General features: G+C 49.4%; 20 protein-coding genes, 1 tRNA gene and 1 pseudogene. 15 read left to right on the forward strand and 7 right to left on the reverse strand.

All coding sequences use genetic code 11. The features are described from left to right. Positions 1 to 111: 111 nt before the first annotated feature. Together CRN95_RS08430 and fabD are read right to left on the reverse strand one after the other, a co-directional pair. The gene (locus CRN95_RS08430; protein ID WP_097020611.1) at positions 112 to 1,653 is read right to left on the reverse strand and encodes an acyl-CoA carboxylase subunit beta; all 1,542 of its coding nucleotides are present in this window, start codon (positions 1,651 to 1,653) and stop codon (positions 112 to 114) included. Between the two features lie 21 nt (positions 1,654 to 1,674). Beyond that, the gene (fabD, locus tag CRN95_RS08435; RefSeq protein WP_014544920.1) at positions 1,675 to 2,523 is read right to left on the reverse strand and encodes an ACP S-malonyltransferase; all 849 of its coding nucleotides are present in this window, start codon (positions 2,521 to 2,523) and stop codon (positions 1,675 to 1,677) included. Between the two features lie 241 nt (positions 2,524 to 2,764). On the opposite strand from fabD, the gene CRN95_RS08440 reads away from it, so the two are divergent. The 8 genes from CRN95_RS08440 to CRN95_RS08475 all read left to right on the forward strand — a co-directional run bounded on the left by CRN95_RS08440 (position 2,765) and on the right by CRN95_RS08475 (position 12,682). Continuing rightward, the gene (locus CRN95_RS08440) at positions 2,765 to 3,010 is read left to right on the forward strand and encodes an acyl carrier protein (protein WP_014544921.1); all 246 of its coding nucleotides are present in this window, start codon (positions 2,765 to 2,767) and stop codon (positions 3,008 to 3,010) included. Positions 3,011 to 3,046: 36 nt separating this feature from the next. Beyond that, positions 3,047 to 5,440, forward strand: coding sequence for a beta-ketoacyl-[acyl-carrier-protein] synthase family protein (locus CRN95_RS08445; protein ID WP_097020612.1), 2,394 nt, complete (start codon positions 3,047 to 3,049; stop codon positions 5,438 to 5,440). A gap of 21 nt (positions 5,441 to 5,461) precedes the next feature. After that, on the forward strand, positions 5,462 to 6,193 hold the full coding sequence (locus CRN95_RS08450; RefSeq protein WP_014544923.1) for an SDR family NAD(P)-dependent oxidoreductase: 732 nt from the start codon (positions 5,462 to 5,464) through the stop codon (positions 6,191 to 6,193). Beyond that, a complete protein-coding gene (gene fabZ / locus CRN95_RS08455; RefSeq protein WP_015732419.1) occupies positions 6,193 to 6,636 on the forward strand; it encodes a 3-hydroxyacyl-ACP dehydratase FabZ in 444 nt (147 codons plus the stop codon). The genes CRN95_RS08450 and fabZ overlap by 1 nt, the downstream gene beginning before the upstream one ends. Before the next feature lie 57 nt (positions 6,637 to 6,693). Beyond that, the gene (locus CRN95_RS08460; RefSeq protein ID WP_097020613.1) at positions 6,694 to 7,407 is read left to right on the forward strand and encodes a lysophospholipid acyltransferase family protein; all 714 of its coding nucleotides are present in this window, start codon (positions 6,694 to 6,696) and stop codon (positions 7,405 to 7,407) included. Beyond that, positions 7,407 to 8,255, forward strand: a complete 849-nt coding sequence (locus tag CRN95_RS08465) for a patatin family protein (RefSeq protein ID WP_097020614.1) — start codon at positions 7,407 to 7,409, stop codon at positions 8,253 to 8,255. Before CRN95_RS08460 ends, CRN95_RS08465 begins: the two co-directional genes overlap by 1 nt. Before the next feature lie 465 nt (positions 8,256 to 8,720). Continuing rightward, the gene (gdhA, locus tag CRN95_RS08470; protein WP_088629089.1) at positions 8,721 to 10,070 is read left to right on the forward strand and encodes an NADP-specific glutamate dehydrogenase; all 1,350 of its coding nucleotides are present in this window, start codon (positions 8,721 to 8,723) and stop codon (positions 10,068 to 10,070) included. Positions 10,071 to 10,852: 782 nt separating this feature from the next. After that, positions 10,853 to 12,682 carry a bifunctional diguanylate cyclase/phosphodiesterase gene (locus CRN95_RS08475; protein ID WP_235002957.1) on the forward strand — a complete coding sequence of 610 codons (1,830 nt, stop codon included), beginning with the start codon at positions 10,853 to 10,855 and terminating at the stop codon, positions 12,680 to 12,682. Here CRN95_RS08475 and CRN95_RS08480 read toward each other — a convergent pair. Together CRN95_RS08480 and greA are read right to left on the reverse strand one after the other, a co-directional pair. Continuing rightward, the gene (locus tag CRN95_RS08480) at positions 12,679 to 13,512 is read right to left on the reverse strand and encodes a TatD family hydrolase (RefSeq protein WP_097020615.1); all 834 of its coding nucleotides are present in this window, start codon (positions 13,510 to 13,512) and stop codon (positions 12,679 to 12,681) included. The two genes, CRN95_RS08475 and CRN95_RS08480, sit on opposite strands and share 4 nt — an antisense overlap. A gap of 201 nt (positions 13,513 to 13,713) precedes the next feature. Next, positions 13,714 to 14,181, reverse strand: coding sequence for a transcription elongation factor GreA (gene greA, locus CRN95_RS08485; RefSeq protein WP_088629086.1), 468 nt, complete (start codon positions 14,179 to 14,181; stop codon positions 13,714 to 13,716). Between the two features lie 436 nt (positions 14,182 to 14,617). Here greA and CRN95_RS15020 point away from each other — a divergent pair, with 436 nt between their 5' ends. The 3 genes and pseudogenes from CRN95_RS15020 to CRN95_RS08500 all read left to right on the forward strand — a co-directional run bounded on the left by CRN95_RS15020 (position 14,618) and on the right by CRN95_RS08500 (position 18,406). Further along, positions 14,618 to 16,384, forward strand: a complete 1,767-nt coding sequence (locus CRN95_RS15020) for a fibrobacter succinogenes major paralogous domain-containing protein (RefSeq protein ID WP_235002958.1) — start codon at positions 14,618 to 14,620, stop codon at positions 16,382 to 16,384. A gap of 195 nt (positions 16,385 to 16,579) precedes the next feature. After that, a pseudogene (locus tag CRN95_RS15150) lies at positions 16,580 to 17,062 on the forward strand (DUF2062 domain-containing protein); the annotation flags it as partial. Positions 17,063 to 17,161: 99 nt separating this feature from the next. Beyond that, complete coding sequence (locus CRN95_RS08500) at positions 17,162 to 18,406, forward strand: DUF1015 domain-containing protein (protein ID WP_369832974.1); 1,245 nt, start codon at positions 17,162 to 17,164, stop codon at positions 18,404 to 18,406. Positions 18,407 to 18,697: 291 nt separating this feature from the next. On the opposite strand, the gene CRN95_RS08505 is transcribed toward CRN95_RS08500, so the two are convergent. Next, the gene (locus tag CRN95_RS08505) at positions 18,698 to 19,696 is read right to left on the reverse strand and encodes a S26 family signal peptidase (protein ID WP_097020617.1); all 999 of its coding nucleotides are present in this window, start codon (positions 19,694 to 19,696) and stop codon (positions 18,698 to 18,700) included. A gap of 18 nt (positions 19,697 to 19,714) precedes the next feature. Continuing rightward, on the reverse strand, positions 19,715 to 21,535 hold the full coding sequence (lepA, locus tag CRN95_RS08510; RefSeq protein ID WP_088629084.1) for a translation elongation factor 4: 1,821 nt from the start codon (positions 21,533 to 21,535) through the stop codon (positions 19,715 to 19,717). A 142-nt stretch (positions 21,536 to 21,677) separates the two neighbouring features. On the opposite strand from lepA, the gene CRN95_RS08515 reads away from it, so the two are divergent. Then, the gene (locus CRN95_RS08515) at positions 21,678 to 22,202 is read left to right on the forward strand and encodes a peptidylprolyl isomerase (protein ID WP_097020618.1); all 525 of its coding nucleotides are present in this window, start codon (positions 21,678 to 21,680) and stop codon (positions 22,200 to 22,202) included. Between the two features lie 2 nt (positions 22,203 to 22,204). After that, positions 22,205 to 23,272 carry a hypothetical protein gene (locus tag CRN95_RS14930; RefSeq protein ID WP_200816194.1) on the forward strand — a complete coding sequence of 356 codons (1,068 nt, stop codon included), beginning with the start codon at positions 22,205 to 22,207 and terminating at the stop codon, positions 23,270 to 23,272. Between the two features lie 111 nt (positions 23,273 to 23,383). Here the strand turns inward: CRN95_RS14930 and lexA are convergent, their stop codons facing one another. Beyond that, on the reverse strand, positions 23,384 to 24,037 hold the full coding sequence (lexA, locus tag CRN95_RS08525) for a transcriptional repressor LexA (protein WP_088629080.1): 654 nt from the start codon (positions 24,035 to 24,037) through the stop codon (positions 23,384 to 23,386). A 181-nt stretch (positions 24,038 to 24,218) separates the two neighbouring features. On the opposite strand from lexA, the gene CRN95_RS08530 reads away from it, so the two are divergent. Continuing rightward, positions 24,219 to 24,292 (forward strand) — tRNA-Pro (locus CRN95_RS08530). A 331-nt stretch (positions 24,293 to 24,623) separates the two neighbouring features. Continuing rightward, entirely contained in the window at positions 24,624 to 26,099 is a 1,476-nt protein-coding gene (locus tag CRN95_RS08535; RefSeq protein WP_141099812.1) for a fibronectin type III domain-containing protein, read from the forward strand. The last annotated feature ends 34 nt before the right edge of the window (positions 26,100 to 26,133 follow it).

Here is a 26,133-nt window from a genome sequence, read left to right on the forward strand (position 1 = left end):
AGTCTTGTATAACAAAAAAACATCCCGATTCCGCGACGGAATCGGGATCTTTCATTTTCTAACAGCTTTTAGCATTGGCCAATGACTATTGACCAATGACTAATAACTGAATTACAGCGGAATATTTCCGTGCTTCTTCCAAAGCACAGCCTTCTTCTTGTTCTTCAAGTTTTCGAAGGCGGAAACAAGGCGGTCGCGAACGCTCTTCGGTTCGATGACTTCGTCGATGAATCCGTTGCCAGCGGCGATATACGGGTTCAAGTACTTTTCTTCGTATTCGGAGATGTACTGTTCGCGGAGCTTGGCCGGTTCAGCAGAAGCGGCGATTTCCTTTCTGCGGAGAATGTCGACAGCACCTTCAGCACCCATAACGGCGATCTGAGCGATCGGGAGGGCGAACACGCAGTCTGCACCGAGGTTCTTGCTGTTCATGGCGATGTAAGCACCACCGTATGCCTTGCGGAGAATGAGTGTCACGCGCGGCACTGTTGCTTCGGCGTATGCAAAGAGGAGCTTTGCACCGTGGCGGATAATGCCGTTGTGTTCCTGCTTCGTGCCCGGCATGTAACCCGGAACGTCTTCGAGCGTAAGGATAGGAATGTTGAAGCTGTCGCAGAAGCGGACAAAGCGTGCTGCCTTATCGCTAGCGTCCACGTCCAAAGAACCGGCGAGGTACTTCGGCTGGTTAGCGACAACGCCAATCACGTTACCGTCGAGGCGGATAAAGCCGATGACAACGTTCTTTGCAAATTCCGGCTGGATTTCGAGGAAGGAATCCTTGTCGGCAAAGCAGTTGAGCACGTCGCGAACATCGTAAGCGCGCTTGAAGTTGTCCGGAATGATTTCTTCGATATCGGCGGACTTGTCCACGATCGTACCGGCCTGAGCGACAGACTTGTCTGTGTTGCTCTGCGGGAGGTACTTGAGCAAGTTACGCACGCCTTCGAGGCATTCCTTGTCGTCCTTGTACACGAAGTGTGCAACACCGGACTTGGAAGAATGAACGCCTGCGCCACCGAGCTGGTCCGGGGTCACGACTTCAGCAGTCACAGCCTTCACGACAGCCGGGCCCGTGATGAACATCTGGCTCGTCTTTTCGGTCATGAAGATAAAGTCTGTAATAGCCGGGGAGTAGCAAGCACCACCTGCGCACGGTCCGAGAATCACGGAAATCTGCGGAATCACGCCGCTTGCCCAAGTGTTACGGGCGAAAATGCCACTGTAACCGTCGAGGGAGCTAACGCCTTCTTCGATACGGGCGCCACCGCCATCGTTGATGCTGATGAACGGCACCATGGAATCAAGGGCGAGGTCCATCACGTGGCAGATCTTTTTGGCGTGTGCGGAACCGAGAGAACCGCCGCTCACCGTGAAGTCCTGGGAGCAAGCGTAAACCGGGCGGCCATTGATCTTGCCATAACCTGTAACGACACCGTCACCGTAAATGCGCTTGGATTCCGGGAGTTCGATGCTCTGGGAAAGGCGCATGGCGCCGATTTCCTTGAACGTGCCCTTGTCAAAAAGGATTTCAAGGCGTTCGCGAGCAGTGAGCTTGCCCTGGGAATGCTGCTTTTCTACACGAGCGGCGCCGCCACCGGCCTGAGCCTTGGCGTTGCGTTCGCTCAACTTTTCTAAATACGATTTATCCCACATAGTATTCCTGTGTGTTTGCGCTTACTTCTGAATGCGCTTGATAAGGTTGGTAAGAACTTCGCCGGGGCCAAGTTCCTTAAATTCTGTGGCACCATCTGCAATCATGTTCTTGACCGTCTGTGTCCAGCGGACGGGGGAGGTGAGCTGAGTGAGAAGGTTTGCCTTAATTTCGTTCGGATCCGTGTGCGGCTTGGCATCTACGTTCTGGTAGACCGGGCAGACCGGAGTCGAAAATTCAGTTTCTTCGATAGCCTTTGCAAGTTCTGCACGGGCGCTTTCCATGAGCGGTGAGTGGAATGCACCACCGACCTGCAGCGGTACGACGCGCTTCACCTTACCGGTGAGGTATGCTGCGACTTGATCGATACCGGCCTTTTCGCCAGAAATAACGACCTGTCCCGGGCTGTTGAAGTTTGCCGGAACAACTGCTGCGTCCTTGACCTGTGCGCAAGCTTCTTCGACGAGTTCATCAGAACCGCCGAGAACAGCGGCCATCGTACCCGGGCGGAGTTCGCAAGCCTTCTGCATAGCTTCGGCACGCTTTGCAACGAGCTTGAGGCCTGCTTCAAAAGTGATGGCGCCCGTGGCCGTGAGTGCAGAGAATTCGCCGAGCGAGTGACCTGCGGCCATATCCGGCTTACCACCCTGGACCTTTGCCATAGCAACAGAGAGCAGGAACACTGCCGGCTGCGTGACTTTCGTCTGCTTGAGGTCTTCTGCGGTGCCATTGAACATCACGTCAGTGATGTTGAAGCCGAGAATTTCGTTTGCCTTGAGGAACATCGACTTTACGTCGGCGTTCGATTCGAATAAATCTTTGCCCATTCCTGGGAACTGAGAACCCTGACCGGGAAATACGTATGAAATCATGGCTCAAATTTAGTAAATAATATTACTGTAAATGGTATTTATATATTACAGAAAACATACTTTTTAAAAAAGTTTACAATACGCATTTTGCCCTAAACACACTAACTAATATAGGTGTGATGTGTAATTACCATTCATCCTTAAAAACTGCATTTTGTATGTTTTTTGTGAAAACTGCAATTTACGAAAGAATATTTTTCTATCTTTGCACTAAAATTTTATCAAAAGAGGATACAATATTATGGCAAACGAAGAAATCAAGAGCAAACTCAAGGCATTCTTTATGTCCGATCTCGGCGTAGACGGCGATGTCCTGAATTACGATACTCCGCTTTTCGGCGAAGAAATCGGTCTTGACTCCGTGGACTCCCTTGAAATCATCTCCTTCGTCGATGACAACTTCGGCGTTTCTATGACTGGCGTTGCTAAGGAAAACTTCCAGAGCATCGATACCATCGCCGCTTTCATCGAAAAGAACAAGGCTTAATCAAGCCTTTTTATTTGAGTATTGTTTGGAATTTCTATGACTTCTAATAATCGTCGCTGTGTTGTTTCTGGCCTTGGCGTTATCTGCGCTGTAGGCAACAATGTTGAAGAAACCTGGAAAAACGCCCTGAATTCCGTCTCCGGTATTCACAAGACCACTTCTCTCGATACCAAGAACTGCTATGCAGACTTGGCTGCCGAAGTGAACTGTGATACGCTGGACGATATCGAATGCCCGGACGAAAAAGACCGCGCCTCCAAGCTCTGCATCAAGGCTATGAAAGAAGCCCTGAACGATGCTGGTCTCGGTGACTTTGCCGATAGCAGCCGCGTAAGCGTCATTATCGGTAGCTGCGTGGGTGGAGTCCTCAGCATTGAACAGTACCACCGCCACGGTAAGAACGTCAACGAAATTCCGAAGATGCCCATTGCTGCAATCGCCTCCCAGGTGGCCGAAGCTTGCCATGCGGGCGGCATTGTCACAAACGTGGGCAACGCTTGCGCTGCCGGTACGATTTCCATTGCTCTTGCTTGCGACCTTATCCGCGCTGGCAAGGCTGATGTCGTGATCGCCGGTGGCTCCGACTCCTTTGCTTCTGTTCCGTACTCTGGCTTCCTTTCTCTCCATGCTTTGGATGAAAACGGTTGCTCTCCGTTCAACCACTGCAACGGCATCACCCTCGGTGAAGGCGCTGGCATCGTGATTGTCGAATCTCTGGAACATGCCGAAAAGCGTAACGCCAAGCGTTATTGCGAAGTTCTCGGCGCAGGCGTCACAAGCGACGCTCACCACATTACGGCTCCTCGCGAAGATGGCGTCTGCCTCCTCGAAGCGATGGACCGCGCTGTCAGGAATTCTGGCATTAAGAAGTCTGACATCGGTTACCTGAACGCTCACGGTACGGGTACGGGCAAGAACGACAATGCAGAAATCAATGCATTCCACAAGTTCTTCGACGAAGAAAATCCGACCTTGAGTGTCAGTTCGACCAAGGTAATGACGGGTCACTGCCTCGGCGCTGCCGGTGCAATCGAAGCCGTGTTCAGCATCAAGGCTCTCACGACGAATACCGTTTTGCCGACGCTCCATTACTCTGCCGAAGATTCCGAAGCCCTCAAGGCCAAGGTTGGCACGATGGACTACGTGCAGAACACCCCGCGTGCTAAGGAACTCGAATGCGTCATGAGCAACAACGTCGCTTTCGGCGGCACGAACGCAAGTATCGTGTTCAGCAAGAAACCGGGCGATGTGCAGAGCCAGGTCGCTAAGGATAAGAAGATTGCTGTGACAGGTATTGGCATTGTTAGCCCGATCGGTAACAGCAAGGAAATTTACCTTGACGCCGTCAAGAACGGTAAGCTCCCGGAATCCGCTTCCGTTTGCTCGACCGTTACGAACGACGACTACAAGGAACTCGGCATCAAGATGGCCTTCTACCGCAAGCTCGACAATCTGGGACAGCTCCAGACCGTGTCTGGCATGCGCGCCCTCAAGGATGCAAACTTTACGGTCACTGAAGATAATGCCAAGCAGATCGGTATCATCGTGGGTACCAGCGAAGGCGGCCTCGGTGCCACTTACGATTTCGAGGAACTCATTGCCGAAGCCGGTAATGCTGGCGGTAGCGCCTTCAAGTTCCCTCACACAGTTTATAATGCCGCCGGTGGCTACCTCTCGATTCTCTCTGGAATCAAGGGCTACGGCGTCACCATCACGACGGGTCCGCTCTCCGGTCTCGATAGCATCGGCTACTCCATGAACGTCATCCACGATGGTCAGGAAGATGCCATGATGGCTACGGGTACGGACGAAAACCTCCCGATCATCACCGAACTCTGCCAGAAGATGAACGTCGCCGCCGACAAGGTGGTGGAACCGTATTCCAACTCCAATGGCTTTGTGGTGGGCGATGGCTCTGTTTCTATCATCATGGAAACTGAAGAATACGCCAAGTCCCGTGGTGCAAAGGTTTACTGCTACGCCCTTGGTTACGGCAATGGCCGCAAAAACGTGAAGTTCGGCCACATCTCCGGTTCTGACGAAGCTCTTGACCTTGCTATCAAGGATGCTCTCAACGATGCTGGCGTCAGCATTGACGAAATTGACGCTGTCTGCGGTTTTGCAAACGGCTTCAAGAAGATTGACGATATCGAAAAGGGTGCATACGCACGCGTGTTTGGCGACAAGCTCGCAAGTCTCCCGCTCTTCCAGGTGAAGGAACGCGTGGGCGAAGGCCGTGCCGCTTCCGCGACACTCGCCGCTGCCGAAGCTGCTCTCATGCTCGGTGGTGAACTTGCCGAAGAAAACGCCTACTTTATCGCAAATGGCGAAGTGTCCAAGAAGAAGGTCGCAACAGCGGGCTTCAAGAAGATCTTGGTCACGTCCTTTGCTACGGGCGGTTCTTACAGCGCCGTCGTGCTCGGTAAATAATTTTTTTAAGGAGAATTTATAATGAAAGTTGCAATCGTTACTGGTTCTTCTAAGGGGATTGGCAAGGCTTGTGCCCTCCGCCTCGCTCGTGACGGCTACACGGTCGTCGTAAACTACTCCAGTTCTGATGAAGCTGCACTCCAGACGCTTGAACAAATTAAGGCCGAAGGTGGCGATGGCATGGTCTACAAGGCTAACGTCGCCGTTCTTGCCGAAGTCAAGCAGATGGTGCGCGATGTTTTCAAGGCTTATGGCCGTATCGACGTGCTCGTGAACAACGCCGGTATCGTCCGTGACGAATATCTTTTGATGATGAACCCGGATACGCTCGACAAGTGCTTTGACTTGAACGTGAAGGGCTACTTCTATTGCGCACAGCAGGTCGCTGTCAAGATGTACAAGCAGAAGTCTGGTGTTATCATCAACATGTCTTCTGTTTCTTCTAAGTTTGCTCTCGCAGGCCAGGCTGTTTATAGCGCTACGAAGGGCGCCGTGAACTCCTTTACGCAGACGCTTGCCAAGGAACTTGGTGGCTATGGCATTCGCGTGAACGCTGTCGCTCCGGGCTTTGTCGCTACAGAAATGATCGAAGCCATCCCGGAAGAAACCCGCAAGGGCTACCTCGAAAAGGTGCCTCTCAAGCGCTTTGCTTCTGCTGATGAAGTTGCAAACGTCGTTTCTGCACTTGCTTCTGACCAGTTCGCCTATGTGACTGGCCAGGTGATCGTTTTGGATGGAGGTCTTTCCCTGTGATGAACATTTACCAGATCAGCGAAAAGATTGCCCAGCGTCCGCCGTTCCAGATGATCGAAAAGGTCACGGAACTCGTTCCGAACGAATCTGCAACGGGCATCAAGAATGTCTCTGTAAACGAACCGTACTTCATGGGCCACTTCCCGGGCACCCCGATTATGCCGGGCGTCCTCATTTGCGAAGCCTGCGCCCAGCTCTGCTCTCTCGTTATCGAGAAGCCGGCCGAAGACCTTGAAAAGAACTTGTACGTTCTTTTGAAGATTGACGGTTTCAAGTTCGTGAAGCCCGTGATTCCGGGCGACCAGCTCGAAATCTCCGTCAACAAGACGAAGGGCGGTGGAGTCATCGTCGGCTTTGACTGCGTTGTCAAGGTGAACGGCAATGTCCACGCCAAGGGCTCGTTGACGTTTACGAGCATCCCCAAAGAATCTCTGGGCAAATAAATTAATTGTCCTTTGTGTCTTCCCGGCCTTGTGCCGGGATCACCTTATATACAGTTGATGATTGAGAAAGCGAAAAATATAATTGCTGATTTGTTCTGGAAGTTTGTGCTCTTCCTGGTTGTTCACGGGGTGCGCACTTACTTGTTGATTTTCTATCGCCCTAAGATGGTTTTCTTGGGAAAGTCTGTGACGTCGACGGACTTGAAGCAGCCGATGGTAATCATTGCAAACCACACGAGTATGCTCGATCCGTTGATGGTGCAGTCTTTGTTCTTCCATAAGCGCAGCATTGTTGTAGCCAAGGATCAGGTCGAAGACCCGCATTTTCATTGGGCACTTTCCCGCTTTAAGAACGTCATTCCTTGTGACCGCTTTAACCTCGATACCGAATGGGCGCTCCTTGCAAAGAAGGAACTTGAAAAGGGCAATTCCGTTATTATTTTCCCGGAAGGCAAGTGTCGTTATGATGGACTCATGAACGAGTTCAAGACGGGTTTTGCTTTCCTCGCTCGTAGCACGGGCGCTCCTGTTCTTTCTGTTGGCATTGATGGTATTTATAAGATTGGCCACCGCACGCAGATTGTGGTGGACGAACCCGAAACGATTGAACGCGTCAAGGGGATTCCGTCTTCTAAGCATCTTGCAGAACGCAGTGAATACTTCCGCCAGAAGGTTTGGAATCTCAAGCAGCGCGCTTTAGGACAGACGGGAGCTATTCTCCCTGTCGCTGCCGAAACGCCTGAAGAAATCGTCCCCGAGGAGAGCAAGTAGTGAAAATCGGCTTGTCTCTAGAGGGTGGATCTCGCCAGACCATTTTTTCGGCAGGCGTTTTGGACGCTTGGCTGGATGAAGGTGTTTATTTCCCGTATATCTCGGGAGTAAGTGCTGGTTGTCATGCGGCCATGAACTTTGTCACGCGCCAGCGTGGTCGTTTCCGCTACATTATCCAGCCGACAAAAATCCAGCAGGGTAGGGATAAGGCTCATCGCATTTTTGATGGCATCCAGAAGGAATGCCACGCGCTTCATTACAATGCGGCGTATGGCGATATGCCGTTCGATTTTCACCTGTTCTTTGGTTCGGGTGTTGAATGCGAATTTGGCCTGACTTGCTTGGAAACCGGACGTTCGGAATTTTTCCAGGAATACATGAGCGAAAAGCGCTTGCTCGATATCGTGAATGCGAGCAGTGCCCTCCCGATGCTTTTCCCGATTGCCCAGATTGACGGCAAGCATTATGCGGATGGTTGCGTGACCTCTCCGATTCCGTACCAGCGCGCTTTTGAAAAGGGCTGCGACAAGGTCGTTGTGGTCTCGACGCATTACCCTGGCGAAATTGTGACGGATTTCCGCAAGTATCGTGTGATTTTGAACCCAATGTTCAAGCGCAAGTACCCGGATTTCTTCCGTGCGCTCATGTTGCGTTACAAGCGCTACGAAAAAATGTTTGCCGAGATGGAAAAGCTTGAAAAGGCTGGCAAGATTTTGATTTTCCGCCCGGAAAAAGAAGTTTGCGACCTGTTTGCAACGGATCGTAATGAACTTGACGAATCCTACAACATGGGACTTGAATACGCCAAGCGCCGCATGGGCGACCTCAAAGCCTTCATGGAAATCTAGTAGACGCATGTCATCCTGACGCCGAAGGCGGAAAGACCTAGTCATTTCTAGTATTGAAAAGCCTGCTTTGCGCAGGCTTTTTTGCTATGTCATGCCCGCCTCCGAGCCGGGTATTTTTTTGCTGTCATCCTGGAGCGTAGCGATTGGATCCATTATTTTTTACCTTGTCACCCCGGTCTCTGTACCGGGGTCGCCATCTCGAATAACAAAAAACATTATTACGAATGTAAAACTTTCTTTACCGAATTTTGCAAAAATCATAAACTTACAAAAATGTAAGTGTTTGTGCTCTGGACCCTCGATTTTTTGCGAAAAAAAGCAATCGATAAAACTGCTGAAAAACTAACTTACAAAAATGTAAGAAATTGAAGATTTTTACTCCTTTTTCACTTTTTGGGAGCACCCTTTACTATCTTTACAACCGTTAAAACATTAACAATCTAATTCTCAACGGAGATATAAAAAATGGCAATCAAGAATGCTTACCTTCAGAAGGTTTATGACAAGGTCGTCGCCCGTGACCCGGACCAGGCCCTCTTCCACCAGGCTGTCCGCGAATTCCTCGAATCCCTCGACCCGGTCCTCGAACAGGACAAGTCTTGGGAAACTAACGGCGTGATCGACCGCCTCGTCGAACCGGAACGCGTGATCACTTTCCGCGTACCTTGGCTCGATGACAAGGGTAACGTTCAGGTCAACCGTGGCTACCGCGTGCAGTTCAACTCCGCCATCGGCCCGTACAAGGGCGGTATCCGTCTCCGTAATGAAGTGACGCTTTCCATGCTCAAGTTCCTCGGCTTCGAACAGATCTTCAAGAACAGCTTGACCACGCTCCCCATGGGCGGCGGCAAGGGCGGTTCCGACTTCGATCCTAAGGGCAAGAGCGACAACGAAGTGATGCGTTTCTGCCAGTCCTTCATGACTGAACTCTGCAAGCACGTCGGTGCCGACACGGACGTTCCGGCTGGTGACCAGGGTACTGGCGCTCGCGAAATCGGTTACATGTTCGGTCAGTACAAGCGCATCCGCAACGAATTTGTGGGCGTTCTCACGGGTAAGGGCCTCTCCTATGGTGGTTCTCTCGCTCGTACCGAAGCTACTGGTTACGGCCTCTGCTACTTCACTCGCGAAATGCTCAAGGACCTCGCTAACGACTCCTTCGAAGGCAAGACTGTCGTGATCTCTGGTTCTGGTAACGTTGCTCAGTTCGCTTGCCAGAAGGCAACGCAGCTCGGTGCTAAGGTTGTTACCGTTTCTGACTCCAACGGCTACATCTACGACCCGAACGGCATCAACCTCGACGTCGTTCTCGACCTCAAGAACAACAAGCGCGCTCGTATCAGCGAATACGCTAAGCTTGTTCCGGGTTCTGAATACCACGAAGGTTCTAAGGGCGTTTGGACGGTCAAGTGCGACATCGCTCTTCCGTGCGCAACTCAGAACGAACTCGATCTCGAAGGTGCAAAGGCTCTTATCGCTAACGGCGTGAAGGCTGTTGCTGAAGGTGCTAACATGCCGTCTACTCCGGAAGCTATCGAAGCATTCCAGAAGGCTGGCGTTCTCTTTGGACCTGCCAAGGCTGCTAACGCTGGTGGCGTTGCTACCTCCGGCCTCGAAATGTCTCAGAACTCCGAACGTCTCTCTTGGACCTTCGAAGAAGTGGACAAGAAGCTCGAAGGCATCATGAAGAGCATCTACGCCGCTGCTTCCTCTGCCGCTGTCAAGTACGGCCAGAAGGGCAACCTCGTGATGGGTGCAAACATCGCTGGCTTCCTCAAGGTTGCCGATGCCATGAAGTGGCAGGGTGCTGTGTAATTGACGCGAAAGCGTCATCCTGAGCGACCGTAGGTCGTGAAGGATCCAGTTACATTTCCAATGGCTAAAAGCCATATGCGAAAAGCATTAAAAAAGTCTCCGGTCAAAAGCCGGAGGCTTTTTTTGTTGCCTTAAATATTTACGGGTGTTTACATTACAGAAAACTGATATTTTACATACGGAAGTTGGGGTGGGGCGAAACTTCGTAAATTTTTGGACGAAATTTTTTGAGAAAATGGTGGCTGAGGAGGCTGCTTTTTTGATTTTTTCGGAACAATTTGGACCGTTTTGCAATATGAAGAAGTGTGATATTTCTCACAAATCCTTGTATTTATTGGTGTTAAGAAATAGTTGAGATTAATTTGTTTGAATGTTAAAATTTATTTTATATTAAATGGACTTTTTTAGTATTTTAAGCCTATATTCAATTATAGAGAATGTGGATACTTGCAAATTTTGACCTGTAGGTATCCATGCCAATTAACACAATTAATATTCCAAGTTGGAATACTAGAAGTTGGAGTAAATATATCATTACAAAATTCTTTCGGGGTGTTCTATTTTGAAATATTCTGCTTATTTTAGGTGTAAAATAGGATTGGGTTGACATGAGACTTTTCGATGAACATGTAGTCTTGCGCTTTGCGCTATTGTTAGCGTGTTTTCTGTTTGCAGAATCTATACCGGATATTCTGAATTTTACGGAGCACGTCTATAATTTTATACCATATTTTTTGGCGATAGTTTTTTTGGCGTATGTCGCCCTATTCTATAAATTCCCGATGGACGGTCGGAAAATTCGCAATGATGTGGAAATCCCTGAACCGAAGGTGGTTGAGCCGATTCGTGATCTCCGTAAGGATCTTTTAGAAAAAGATGAAATGTTCCAGATGATGATTGATGTTTCGTCGGATGGTTTCTGGACGTTTGATGTCGCATCAGGGAAGGTTTATTGGTCGAATCGGATTGCCAAGTTGCTTGATGCCGAAAGCGCAAACCTTGAAGATTCTTTTGAACCCTTGAAAAAGCGTGTTATCGAAAGTGATTGGAATGCTTTCCGTGAACAGCTCAATTCCGCTTTACAGACCTCTGGTACATTCTCTTGCTCTTTGACTTTACTTGATGCTTCCAAGAAAAACGCAAAACTTGTGATTAGCGGTCGCGTTCAGAGCAATAATCTGGGTCGCCCGATTCGCGTGATTGGTTCCTTGACAGAAGCTCTTGACCGCAAGTCTGTTGAACGCGAACATTACAACTATGTTTATCAAGATGCGCTCACGGGCATTTATAACCGCAAGTACTTCCTCGAAAAATTGAAAAATGATGTGGATATTGCGGCAAAGCGTCCTGGCTATGTTTTTGCAGTTGCGCTTTTGGATGTCGATAGCTTTGGTGCTATCAATGCTTCTTATTCCATTAACATCGGTGATAATGTTCTCCGTACGATTGCAGACCGTTTAAAATCTGTTGCCCGTCCGGATGACTGCGTGGCTCGTATTGGACCTGATGTGTTCGCTGTTATCTTGCATAACATCCAGAGCCGTGACCCGAATGACGATTTGATTCCGCTTGTCCGTAACATCCATAACAAGGTTAAGTCTCCGATTGCGCTGGAAGGCAAGGACCTCTACATCAGCGTTTCGATGTCGATTGTCGTGAACCAGGATGTCGATTGCGTCGAAGATATTCTCGCCAATGCAAATGCTAGCCTTCGCGATATGAAGAAGGGCATTAACCATGGCGGTATCCAGTTCTTTAGCGGTGGCATTCGCGAAAAGGCGATGAAACTTTACAAGCTTGAATTCGAAATCCGCCGTGCAATACAGGCGCAAGAATTCGTGCTGATGTACCAGCCGATTGTCGATATTCAGGCGGGCAACAAGATTGTGGGCTTTGAAGCTCTTGTGCGCTGGAACCAGTCGGAACGCGGCATTATTTCGCCGGCTGAATTTATCCCGATTGCCGAAGAAACGGGCCTTATTGTGCCGATGGGTGCGCTCATTTTGCGCATGGCATGCAAGCAGACCAAGCAATGGGTGGACATGGGCTACAAGGATATCCAAGTGGCGGTGAACTTCTCTGCTAAGCAGTTTTCGATGGATTCCATGGTTGACGATGTGCGCCGTGTGCTGGCCGAGACAAATTTGAATCCGCGTAACTTGAAACTTGAAATTACCGAATACACGGCTATGTGCGAAGCGGACAAGACGATTGAAATCATGCGAGCGCTTTCGAATATGGGCATCCAGATTTCGATTGATGACTTTGGAACGGGTTACAGTTCACTTTCGTACTTGAAGCGTTACCCGGTGCATACGCTCAAGATGGACAAGTACTTTGTGGATCACGTGGCTGATAACGAAGAAGATGCTTCGTTTGCCCGCATGGTGATTGGCATTGCGAGGTCCTTGAACTTGGACCTCATCGCCGAAGGCGTTGAAACGAAGGAACAACTCGACTTCTTGTATCGCGAAGGTTGCCACTTGATTCAGGGCTTCTACTTTAGCAGGCCTCTCAATACGGATATGGCGCTAGAGTACATGAAGGAACATTATAACGTTCCGACGCAGGGCTCGACCTTTGAGACTGAACAGAACGTTGTTAAAGCTTAGATTCCGTAGCATTTTTTCGTGTTTTCACGACAGTGATGGTAGAGTTCTTCTACCGTCACGTTTTTTATTTCGGCGAGTTTGTCGGCGATAAACGGGATGTAGCCGGAGTGGCAGGGCTTGCCGCGGAAGGGGACGGGCGCCATGTAAGGGGCGTCGGTCTCCAAAAGCATTTGGTTGAGCGGTACAAGCGCTGCTGCGTCTCGGACGTTTTGTGCGTTGTTGAACGTGACGATTCCCGTGAATCCGACGAAGATGTTTGCGTCTAGCTGAAGGAGCTGCTCGACGAATTCAGGCGTGCCCGTAAAGCAGTGTACATGAACGTTGCGGTCGTGCAAGTTTGCTGCGCGCAGGACGGCGAGGGCGTCGTCATCGGCTTCGCGGAGGTGGAGCACGAGGGGCTTGCCGCTTTCGATGCCGAGCTGCAAATGGCGTTCGAAGAGCTTGACTTGTGCAGCCTTAGTCTCGGCTCCGTAATGGTAATCGAGGCCGAATTCACCGCAGGCGACGCACTTGGGGTGCTTCAAAAATTCCATCATCCGGGCTTCGTCTTCGGTTGTTTCTGTTTCGACGTACTCGGGATGGATGCCGTAAGCGGAGTAGACGAAGGGATACTTTTCGCTGAGTTCGCGAGCGCGGTCGAAGTCTGCCGGGTCGCAGGCCACATGGATGAATGCTTCTGGCTGTGCAATCTTGGAGGCTGCCGCTTTTTCTTTGGCGGAGCTGCGTTCGGTCGTGAAGTTGGCGGACTGAAAGCGCTCTAGGAGTGCATCAAAAGATTCGCCCGCATGGCGCTCGTAAGAATCAATGTGACAATGAGTATCGATGAACATTTGTTGAATTATGAACGTCATCCAGACGACTTTGAACATGTCATCCTGACGACCGTAGGGAGGAAGACAACTCAGAAGGCGAGTGTTGCGACCATGCTTGCATGGGCATAACCGAGCCAAAGAGTTGGGGCGTAGCCCCATCTAGTTAAGTATTGTTACTGGATCCTTCACTTGCGTTCAGGATGACGAAGTGAAGTGGCTTTAATAAGTTACTTCCAGAATCTCGTACGTAATCTTTCCGCGGGGGGCTTGGACTTCGACGGTGTCGCCAGCTTTTTTGCCTTGCAAGGCTTCACCGATGGGGGATTTCATGCTGATGCGGCCCTGGAGCGGGTCGATTTCCTTGTCGCCGACGATGCTGTAGACCTTTTCGCGCTTAGTCTTCTTGTCGATCATCTTGACGGTGGCGCCAAAGCGGATGGAACCATCCTTGGTGGCGGCGTTTTCGACAATTTGAGCGCCATCCAAAATGCGGTCGAGTTCACGCAAGCGGCGGTCAATTTCGCGCACGCGCATACGCCCGTAAGTGTAGGCGGCGTTTTCGCTGCGGTCGCCTTCGGCAGCGGCGGCTTGCACCTGGTTGATCATTGCCGGGCGTTCGACGTATTTGAGATGTTCCCATTCTGCCTTGAATTTTTCAAAGCCTTCTTTCGAAATCAAGTGTTTCATGGGAGGAAATTTAGAAATTTAACGGATTGATGGTTGATGGAATTGTCATTCTGAGCGTAGCGAAGAATCCAGTTACTTTTTTCATCCTCAACTTGCCCTCTTTTGGAGTGCCTCGCAGCTCGATGACAAAGAAGCCTACATAATGAAGTTGAACTTCTGTGATAACAAGCGTGCGTACCTGGACGGCATTGGCAAGGATGAAGGGCTTTCAGTTCGTTGCCTGAAGGATTAGTGGTGAGGCGAATGCCGTGCAGGGCAGAACGAAGTCTGCCCACGGCTGCGATGAACAATCAAAAGGACCAGCGAAAGTCGGTCCGATTTTTTTAAGTAAATTGTTATGTCGAGCAAGACTACTCTAATAGAATCAAATAAAGTATATTTGATAAAAAAATTTATATAAGAGAGTCTTATGTTGTTGATGAAATCTTGGTGTAGAATGATGTCCTTGCGTGTGGGCATGGCATCTGCGACTGTTTTTGGTTTGCTTTTGCTTGCGGCTTGTGGCGGCGACAGCGGTACTAGTGCTCCAAGTGACAATGGAACTTCTAGTTCTGAAGGAATTCAGAGTTCTTCTAGTAGCTCCAAAGTTGAATCGTCGTCCAGTGTCATTCTGAGTGGTGATAGCCACGAAGAATCGAGTAGCAGTTCATCTGTTGAATTGAATTGTTCGGCGCTTTTAGAGGGGGCGACTGACTGGAATTGGAATGTCCCTAAAGAATGTCGCTTCAATTCTGGTATTGCCTATGATTCAATGACGGATCCCCGCGATGGTCAAATTTACAAGACTGTGAAAATCGGTGACCAAGTGTGGATGGCCGAAAACTTGAACTATGCCGATAGTGTCAAAACTCCGAGCCTGTTGAAACGCAGTTGGTGCTATAACAACAAGGCTGAAAATTGTGCAGTGGCTGGACGCCTTTACACCTGGTTAGCTGCGATTGACTCGCTGAAGCTCGCGACGGATGCCGCCAATCCGCAGGACTGCGGTTTGCTCAAAAGCTGTACTCTGCCTGATACCGTTCAAGGCATATGTCCGCCGGGCTGGCATTTGCCAACGGACACCGAATGGATCATTTTGTTTACCGAAGTGGGCGGAGAATCGACAGCTGGCAAGGCTCTCAAGTCGCAGACGGGTTGGAACGAAAGTGGCAATGGTTCGGATGCGTATGGATTCTCTGCGCTTCCTGCAGGCCTCAGGTATAGCGGTGGCGCCTTCGGCCTCGGCGGCTACTACGCCTACTTCTGGAGTGCAACTGAGACCTATAGCAACCCCCGCTACAGCTATCACGGCGACGCTGACGATATGTACTTGTTCAGCAGCTACGAGGAGACCGGTCTGTACCACCACGACAAGGGCAGCGCCATTTCAGTTCGTTGCCTGAAGGATGGAATGTCTTCTAGTGGTGAAAAGGCAAAATCATCGTCTAGCAATAAGGACGAGGCGGTGTCATCTTCTAGTAATCAGAGTTCTTCATCGAACGAAGATAATGAAATTGATGGGGACAGGTGCTGGGATATGCCGAAGGAAGCTTATTTGAATCCTGAAATAGACTACGGTTCAATGACGGATTCCCGCGATGGTCAGATTTACAAGACTGTGAAAATCGGTGATCAGGTATGGATGGCCGAAAATTTGAACTATGCCGATAGTGTCAAGACTCCGAGCTTGAAGGGGAAGAGCTGGTGCTACAAAAACAAAACTGAAAACTGTGCTGTGGCCGGTCGCCTTTATACTTGGGCGGCTGCGATAGACTCGGTGAAGTTCGCAACCGATGCCGACAACCCGCAGGACTGCGGTTACGGCAAAACCTGTACGCTCCCGGCAAAGGTGCAGGGCATTTGTCCCGATGGTTGGCACTTGCCGACGAAAACAGAATGGGAAACCCTGTTTATCGAAGTGGGTGGAAAATCAACTGCTGAAAAAAATCTTAAGTCGCAGAATGGTTGGGATATTAGCAACGGTACGGATGCGTTCGGCTTCTCTGCGATCCCTGCTGGTCTCGGGCGTACCTGGATTCCGGAGGGGTTTTATTTCTTCTATAAAGGCGACTACGCCTTCTTCTGGAGTGCCACTGAGTCCATTGAGTACATTGGCAACATCCGGGCTTACAGCATGGAATTGGACTACAACTACGAAACTGAAAACTTGGACGGCTCCTACAAGGAGTTCGCTTACTCAGTTCGTTGTCTGAAGGACTTGTAGCCGGGGCGTTACGGGGCTGGCGATTGAAGCCCCGTTTGAGGGGGTGATGGAAGACTTGCCCTAAAAGGAGGTGCCCGCTCGGAGGCGGGCATGACAATAGGGCTAGGCTGCAATCAGGGGGAGGCTTCCCCCTTTTATGGTCTTTGGTCTTTCCTCTATATTTACTATCTTTGGCTCGGTTATTTAAGAGGTGATATGGTTAAATTGAGAAGGAACGAATCGAAGTATAAGCGCTTAAGCCGTATTTATTACAATAGGATGTTTCCGAGGCGTCAGGATGCCATGCGTGTGGCGTGGTCTGTGGCGGCGGGCGTCTTTATTGGCATTTGGCCGACGATTGGTGTTGCCATTATTTTGACGGTTGCGTTTTGTGCCTTGTTCCGTCTTCCGAAGGTTCCGGGGATTGTCTCGTCGTTTGTGGCAAACCCGCTGACTCAGTTCGGCTTTTTCTACCCGACGGGTTATATGCTCGGGTGTAAGATTGTCCATCCGGAGGCGATTAAGTTTGACTTTTTGGAAGAATTCCAGGGGCTTTCGTTCAAGAATTTCACGACGGTGATTGGGCATTTGTGGAATGATGCTGCAGACCACCTGTTGGCGTTCATGATTGGCATTACAATTGTTGCGGCTATTGGCGGCATCATCTTCTTTTTTCTAGCTTATTTCATCGTAAGTTACAGGAAGAAAAAATGGATTGCGGCAAAGACGGGTTATATCCATAACCTGATTGCCGAAGACGAAGTTTTAATCAAAGAAGCACACAAAGGAAAGAAACCTATGATGCACATCTATCCGTTCAAGGCTTTGCGTCCGGTGAACCCGGCTGAAGCTGAGACTATCTCTGCGCTCCCTTACGACGTGATGAATCGCGCCGAAGCCAAGGCTATGGCTGAGGGCCTTCCGCACTCCTACTTGCGCGTGACGCGTGCCGAACTCGAACTTCCGGATTCTGTCGACGCTTACGATCCGAAGGTTTATGCCCACGCTCGTGAAAATCTCGACAAGATGATCGAAGACGGCGTGATCGCTTTCGACCCGAAGCCGTGCCTCTACGTTTATCGCCAGACGATGAACGGTCGCGAACAGTACGGTCTTGTGTGCTGCGTTCCGGCTGCCGACTACTTCAACGGCACCATCAAGAAGCACGAACTTACCCGCGCTGACAAGGAAGAAGACCGTTTGCGCCATGTGCTCGCTACGAACGCCAATACGGGTCCGGTGTTCCTCACTTACCGCGACAACGGCCAGTTCGATATCTTCGGTGCCGTGACCAAGCGCAAGCCTGTTTACGACTTCGTGAGCAAGGGCGACGGCTTTGGCCACACGGTTTGGGTCATCGACGATGATGCTGAAATCGAAGCTATCCGCAAGTCCTTCGAAGAAATTCCGGTAAGCTACATCGCTGACGGTCACCACCGCAGTGCTGCTGGTGCTCGCGCTGCCAGCTACCGCGCCGAACAGAATCCGAAGAACACGGGCAACGAAGAATACAACCGTTACCTCGCTATTCTTTTCCCGAGCACCCAGCTCAAGATTTTGGACTACAACCGCGTGCTTAAGGACTTGAACGGCCGCACGCCGGAACAGCTCATGGAAGAAATGAAGCTTGTGTTCGACATCGAAGAATTGCCGAGCATGCAGAGCCCGGCTAAGCAGAATCAGGTGAACTTCTACATGGGCGGCAAGTGGTATGCTTGCACGTTCAAGGACAAGTTCCTCAAGAACTTGGGTCCGGTCGACAGCCTCGACGTGGCTCTCCTCCAGAAGCTTATCTTGAAGCCGCTCTTCGACATTGACGATCCGCGTACTTCCAAGCGCATCGACTTTGTCGGTGGCATCCGTGGTCTTGGCGAACTTGTGAAGCGCGTCGATAGCGGTGAATGCGCTTGCGCCTTTGCAATGTATCCGACCACGCTTGATCAGCTCATGAGCATTGCCGACGCTGGCGAAATCATGCCGCCGAAGAGCACTTGGTTTGAACCGAAGCTCCGCGACGGTCTCTTGGTCCACACGCTCGACTAATTGTTTGTAGGCCGCGCGAACCTCTCGTACGAGAGGCGCGGACTTCTATAGTGAAAATTGCAGAACGCACCCGGCCAGGGTGCGTTTTTGCTTTTGATACGCAATGCTTTTATTTTTGCGTTCCTGCAAACGGTTGTTTGCAAAATGAAACCCTAATCTGTTTTTTGAGTGTCCGTATTCTACATTTCCCGCTGGTGATGTTTAAAATGGTGTATGGGAAAATGCGTTTAAAACAAAAGAATAAATTCTCCCGGTTTCTTGTTTCGCTACGCTTGCTGATTGCGTGGAAATTTAAGAATCTTTGGTTTTGGTAGCTCGCTTAGGAGGCTGAGTCTTTTTCTTTTCTTTTTTGTCGGACTTGGATTTGTCCTTTCTTTTGCTTTTGGCGATGAGATTCTTGACGAATTCTTTAGCCTGAAAAATTCGGTTATCAACCTTTTTTTGAATGTTGTTTGCAACTTTATTGGCGCTGCCTACAAAATTCTTTTGGGTAAAGTAGCCAATTTCCCTTGAATCTGCGCAGTGGTTTGATTTTTCGCAGATGAGATAATAACAGTCTTCAGGAACAACGTAAAAAGAAATCTTTGAAGAATCCTTGGCGCTATATAATTCTCGTTTGATGTGTATGGGCGTGTTTCCTGGTTCTGCAAGGAAAATCTGGAGTTCTACAAGGTAGCGGTCTTGCCATGGCATGTAGTCGATTTCTTGCAAGCTGACAAGGCGGTTCCCAAGCTTGGTGGATCCTATGCGTTCAAGGGGCATTTGCCTTTTCCCTTGCCAAAGGCTTGATTTGACATAGAACTTTTCGTTCTGCTCGTGCATGAGAGAAATAAGGTAATCTTGTTCTACGTCGTTTAGCTTGTCAAAAACGAGTGTGTCGCCTTTACGCGGAATGTGGATTTTGCGAGTTTCAATGAAGGCGTCTTCGCCTTTCCATTTGAAATTTTTATGAGGAGTATAGACTTTACTGTTGTTTGTAATTGTGATGGAGTCGCCAGGAATACCAAGAACTTTTCGCACCATGTTGTCCTGGTTGCGGAGAACGCCCCAGACATAATCCCCATATCCAACATTTTGGGTGCAACTTGGAAGCTTGCACATCCACATGATGCTGTTCTTCTTGTATTTTGGAAACAGGGAATTGTCTTGCAGGCGGACTGGTTCAAAAATATAGTGGCGCACGCCGATCATGGCGGCAAGAACAACACTGAGAATAAAGACAAGTACAAACACGTGCGTCTTGGAATGACGTCGTTGTAAAAATTTGACTTTACGATCGAGTGCTGACATAGCCTTTACAAACTACAATTAATCGTTGCCGCCGGTAGAGTCGTCGCTGAGCGAGAGGACTGCGAGGAACGCCTTTTGCGGTACTTCCACGGAGCCGATGCTCTTCATGCGCTTCTTACCTTCCTTCTGCTTTTCGAGGAGCTTGCGTTTACGGGTGATGTCACCGCCGTAGCACTTGGCAAGCACGTCCTTGCGGACTGCCTTCACGGTCGAACGGCTGATAATCTTGCCACCGATGGCGCCCTGGATGGCCACATCGAACTGCTGGCGTGGAATGAGGTCCTTGAGTTTTACGCAGATGGCGTTAGCGTAGGTGTTGGCCTTGTCGCGGTGGATAATCACGGAGAAGGCGTCGACCGGGTCACCGTTCAAGAGAATGTCGAGCTTGACGAGGTTGTTGCGCTTGTATTCGCTCGGCGTGTAGTCAAGGCCTGCGTAACCACGGCTCAGAGATTTGAGACGGTCGTAGAAGTCGAACATGATTTCGGCTAGCGGAAGGTCGTACTTGAGGATGACCTTCGTTTCGTCGATGTATTCCATCGTTTCGAACGTGCCGCGCTTTTCTTCGCAAAGCGTCATCATGGCGCCCACGTATTCCTTCGGCGTAAAGATCTGGGCCTTCACGTACGGCTCTTCGATGTAGTCATAGCGGCTAGCGTCGGGGAGCTTGGACGGGCTTTCGATTTTCACCATGGAGCCGTCGCTCATGTAAACGTGGTATTCCACGTTCGGCACGGTCGTGATGATGTCCACATTGAATTCTCGGTCCAAACGTTCCTGCACAATTTCCATGTGCAAAAGTCCGAGGAAGCCCGTGCGAAAACCAAAGCCGAGCGCTTCGGATGTTTCCGGTTCCCAGCAAAGGGCGGAGTCGTTGAGGCGGAGCTTTTCGAGGGCTTCGCGCAAATCCTTGTAGTCTTCCGGGTCGATGGGGTAGATACCCGAGTAAATCATCGGGAGCACGTCCTTGTAGCCCGGGAGCGGTTCTTCGGCCGGGTTCGCTGCATCCGTAAGCGTGTCACCGATTTTCACGTCGCTAATCGTCTTGACGTTTGCAAGCACGTAACCGACCATGCCTTCGGTCAGTTCCGGACGCGGGTCGCGGCGCATGCTGAATGTACCGACTTCGGTCACCACATATTCGCCACCCGTCTTCATCATGCGAATCTTCATGCCCGCCTTGAGCGTGCCTTCGACAATGCGAATGTAGTTGATCACGCCGCGGTAGGAATCGTAAACGGAGTCGAAAATGAGAGCCTTGAGCGGCTTGCCTGCATCACCCTTCGGGGCCGGGATTTCATCGACGATCTTGTCGAGCACCTGTTCCACGTTGAGGCCGGTTTTGGCGGAAATGCGCGGAATCTTGTCCGGATCGTAACCGAGCAAGTCACCGACGAGCTGTGCCACGTGATCGGGCTGGGCGCCCGGAAGGTCTACTTTGTTCAAAACCGGGATGATGGTTAGGTCGTTTTCAATCGCAAGGTAGAGGTTAGAAAGCGTCTGGGCTTCGATGCCTTGGCTTGCATCCACGACGAGGATGGCGCCTTCGCAAGCTGCGAGGGATCGGCTGACTTCGTAGGTGAAGTCCACGTGCCCCGGCGTATCGATCATGTTCAAAATGTATTCTTCGCCATCTTTTTCGTAGACCATGCGGATGGCATGAGCCTTGATCGTAATGCCGCGTTCGCGTTCCAGGTCCATGTCGTCCAGGAGCTGGTTCATCATTTCGTTCTTGGAAACGGTCTTGGTCAGTTCAATCATTCTGTCGGCCAAGGTGGATTTGCCGTGATCGATGTGGGCGATAATGCTAAAATTGCGGATATTGTTGTTTTGCGGCATATTAAGATGTTGAAGAGTTTTTGCGTAAATATAGAAATCTTGTGCCTGTTTATTGGTATTCGCTGTGAACCCTTTAAAAAAAAACTATATTCTACTGGTACAATCTGTTCTATCTGAACGATATAACTACGGAAGTTACGTTTTGTTTAAAAAGCTCATTATTTGCAGTGCCTTGTGTCTTGCCGCAAATTCTTTTGCCGCAGGTAAAGTTTTCAACAAGGATTACACGGGTGTTTCCCAAATTCTTGCCGAGATTACGACTCATGAGGGTAAAATCGTTGTGGACTTGAACTTCAAGGCTGCTCCGAATACCGTAGCGAACTTTGTAGATCTCGCCAGCTCGGGCTTCTACGATGGTCTTGTGTTCCATCGTGTTATTAACGGTTTCATGATTCAGGGTGGTGACCCGAAGGGTGATGGAACAGGCGATCCTGGTTATACCATTGATGATGAAAAGAATGATCTCAAGCATGAGGCCGGTGTGATTTCTATGGCTAATAAAGGCCCGAATACCGGTGGATCGCAGTTCTTTATTACGCAGCTCCCGCAGCCGCATTTAGACGGTCATCATACTGTGTTTGGTAAGGTCATTGAAGGCCAAGACATCGTCTGCCGCATTGACCCGTACGATCCGATTTTGAACATTAAAATTGTGGAAAAGAAGTAAATATGAGTTCCAAAAAAGCGACATCTAAGGCGCCTGCAAAGGCGAGTGCTTCTGAAAAGAAATCTGCAAAGTCGGCTCCAGCAAAGAAGCCTGTAGCCAAGGCCGCTCCGGCACCGGCAAAGAAAGCTGCTCCTGCAAAGGCTGCTACTAAGCCCGCCCCTGCAAAGAAGCCTGCTGCCAAGGCTGCTCCGGCACCGGCAAAGAAAGCCGCTCCTGCAAAGGCTGCTGCTAAGCCTGCTCCAGTTGCCAAGAAGCCTGTCGCCAAAAAGGAAGCTCCTGCTAAGAAGGAACCTGCCAAGGCTGTAAAGGCTGCTCCGGTGAAGGCTCCTGCAGCAAAGCCCGCCAAGGCTGAAGTTTCCAAGCCCGCGCCTGCTAAAAAGGTTGAACCGGCAGTCGTGGCCAAGGCTCCGGCAGCTCCGAAGGCTGTTGAAAAAGTTGAAGAAACTGAAGTAAAAGTTTCTGAAAAGAGTGTTGTCAAGGAACCCGTTAAGGAAGTTTCTGAAAAGGCTCCTGAAAAAGTTGAAGTTGCCGAAAAGGCAGAACCGAAAAAGTCTACCGTGAAGTCTGATTATCCGTATGCTGTTTTGCTTGAAGGTGGTAAGAAGCCTTGCAAGTTCATTATGTTTGTTGAAATTGATGAACAGGAAGAGCGCGCTAACAAGAAGAAGGTGTCTTCTGAAATGAAGAACCTCGAAAAGAAGCCGACTTCCGCTATCCGTCACAAGATTTCTCTTGCTGAAGAAACTCAGGAAGAACTGACGGAACGCATCTTGAAGGAACTCGAAGAACAGAACGCTGCTTTCACGCGCGAAGCTGCAACGCAGATTTGCACGCGTTGCAACAAGAATCTTGTTTCTCCGGAATTCTGGGTCGACAAGCATCTCGGCTACTGCGAAGAATGCGCCGCTATTTTGCACTTGGGTCAGTCCAAGGAAGCCCGCAAGGTGGAATACCAGCTGGGCGCCATGGGTGGAGACTCTTTGGATGAAGTGGAGGACGACGATATCGAAGGACCGGACGCAGCAGACCTTAAGGAAGCTGAAGAAGAACTCGCCGATTTCGACGATTAATACGTCAACCTCGAACGAAGGTTGGGGCTTGCCCCATTCATTAAATTGTATAAAAAAAGCCGAGGCGTTGAACCTCGGTTTTTTGTTTGAAAAAAAAATATTGAAGATAAATTAATTAACCTTTCTCATCACGCCGATGACGCGGCCTGCAATAGAGAAGTCTTTCTTGTTGTTCACGATGATGGGCTTGTACTTCGGGTTGGCCGGGCGGAGTTCGACGTGGTCGGCGCTCGGATGATAGTACTTGACTGTTGCTTCGTTATCGATTTGTGCAACGACAATTTCGCCAAGGTCGGCGGTCTTTTGCTGACGAGCGAAAATCAAGTCACCATCGAAGATGCCTGCGTTAATCATGGAATCGCCCTTGACGCGGAGAGCAAACACGTCGCTACGGCAAGCGAGGAAGTCTCGATCTATAGTAACGGTTCCTTCGAGGTTTTGAACGGCGAGAATCGGAGTACCTGCAGCAACACGCCCGACAATAGGAATTTCGATTGTGTTGTTGACGACTTCCTTGCCGGATTCCTTTTCGTCATTTAAGATTTCGATGCCGCGGCTGAGACGCGGAGAGCGGTTGATATAGCCTTTCTTGATGAGGGCTGCGAGAATGGAACGCACTCCGTTCGTCGAAGAAATGTCGAAATGGTTGCCGATTTCGCGAACTGTTGGCGGCATGTGATTTTCTTTAGAATACTTCTTGATGTATTCGTAAATCTCTTCTTGTCTTGCCGTCATTTCTTTGCGTTTTTCGTTTGTATTTTCCATTGTTAGCCTCTCGTCGTAAAGGAATCTGGAATTTCTATGTATAAAATATAATGCACAACTGGGCAAATGTCAATATTTTCACTGCACAAAAGTAAAGTTTTTTGTAAAAAAATGATTTTGTTGAAAAAAAATAATCATGATATTCAAAAATAGGGCTTTTTTTGTTATATTTGGAGCACTTCGGGGTGTAGCTCAGCCTGGTAGAGCGTCTGCTTTGGGAGCAGAATGTCGTCAGTTCGAATCTGGCTACCCCGATACGAAAAAGGCCCCCTCGTGGGGCCTTTTTTCGTATCATAGGTAGCCAGATCAGCTTCACCGAAGGTGAAGCCCGAAGGGCAAGCTGGGAAGTGAGCGAAGCGAAACCGAAGCCAGCGCAGCCAATCTGGCTACCCCGCGATGCGTAAGCATCGGCGAAGCCGAATAGGGGCGAGAACAATCTGGCAACCCCAATACGAAAAAGGACCCCTTGAGGGCCCTTTTTTCGTTTTTGTTCAATTTTTTTAGGTTGAAACTCATTTTTATATATATTCCGTCATAAAAATGATATATTTGATTGTAAATTAATTTTTCCCAACGGGAGTGTCTTATGAGAAAGTTCACAATATGGAAATTGGCCACAACATTGGCATTTCTTGTTTCAATGAACGCCTGTTCGAATTCCTCTTCGCCGGATGATTCGGATGACTACACCGATTCTACATCCTCGAAAAATTCGGATGATGGTAAAAATTCCAACAGCTCTTCAAATACTTGTGATGTTCTCAAGAAGCTTGAACTTGGTGCTCCGACAAATTTCACCGTAACCAAGGAATCCGATTCTCTGTGGCTCCTTTCTTGGGATTATACCCGCAATGAATCGCGTGCCGAAACTAATTTTGAAATTGAATCGTTGAATATGGACGATAAGTCCCCTAAGTGGGAAAGCGAAGGCACGACTAATGCCGACGTTACCATTTACATGCTGAAGGGGGCTAAAAAGGCCGGTAAGTATTACCGTGTTGTTGCTATTGATAAATGCGGTAGGTCTAAAGAAAGCAATCGTCAGCAAATCAAGGCCGACGGAAATGCAACTGAAGATTCTACGACGACTACCGTGACAAGCGATATGCCGACGGATCTTGCTTTGACGCGAATTGCTCCGAGCATTTGGGAACTCAGCTGGAAATACAGTAACTTAAGTGATGATCCGAACAGGTCCTTTGTTATCCAGACTTCCAAGCTCAAGGATTTCAAGTGGAAGAGCATTAAATCCAAGATCGAAGGTAATGTCCGTAACTATTACATTCAGGGACGTGACCAAATTGAAACGTATTATCGCATTGCTGTAGTCAATAGTGGTGATACCTCTGCCTTTACTGAAGCTGTCCAGTTGACTCCGGATGTTGCATACCGTGATTACATGGCTCTCAATACTCCGACGCCGTCGACTAAGTTTACTTTGTATTATAACACGGGTATTGAGGCGGATAAGGATACTTCTTCGGAAGATAAAGTGTACACAGGCGCTGTAGCGACTTATACAATTACGGAAAACCTCATTAGCAAGTATATCGTTGAATCCGAGTACACGGATACCGTTTATTACGAAGCCCGTTGGTTCACCTCTTTGGAAAATTACAACTACTATAAGGGCAATTGCGAAGGTATGAAGAAGTCCAATAAGTGCGATAGTTGCTATTGGACTGAAACATTCCCGTATCAGGAACCGTCTATTTCGAAGCGCTTTAGTGTCTATGACGATTATGCTGATGCCGAAAAGAAAACGAAAGTCTTTAATGACTGTGCATCCAAATATAAATATACGGCTGAAAACCATGCTAAACTTTATGATCCTGATACAGATCCGGCAGAATGGAAAGCCATTGCTGCAAATGAAGCGAATATGGCGCTATGCCTTGAATCCTATGTCCGTGGAATTTGCGGATACTATGTACAAATTCGTGCTGTCTGGAAGGATAATGCGAATGGTAAGGGCAAGGGCGAAACGGACTGGAGCGAATGGACTCAGCCGTTCAATCTCAGTGACATCAGTGGCGCAGACGACCTCTGCAATACCAAATAAAGTCTAACGATTATTGCAAAAAAAGTCCGACATC

Source organism: Fibrobacter sp. UWB16 (assembly GCF_900215325.1).
Classification (GTDB): Bacteria; Fibrobacterota; Fibrobacteria; order Fibrobacterales; family Fibrobacteraceae; genus Fibrobacter.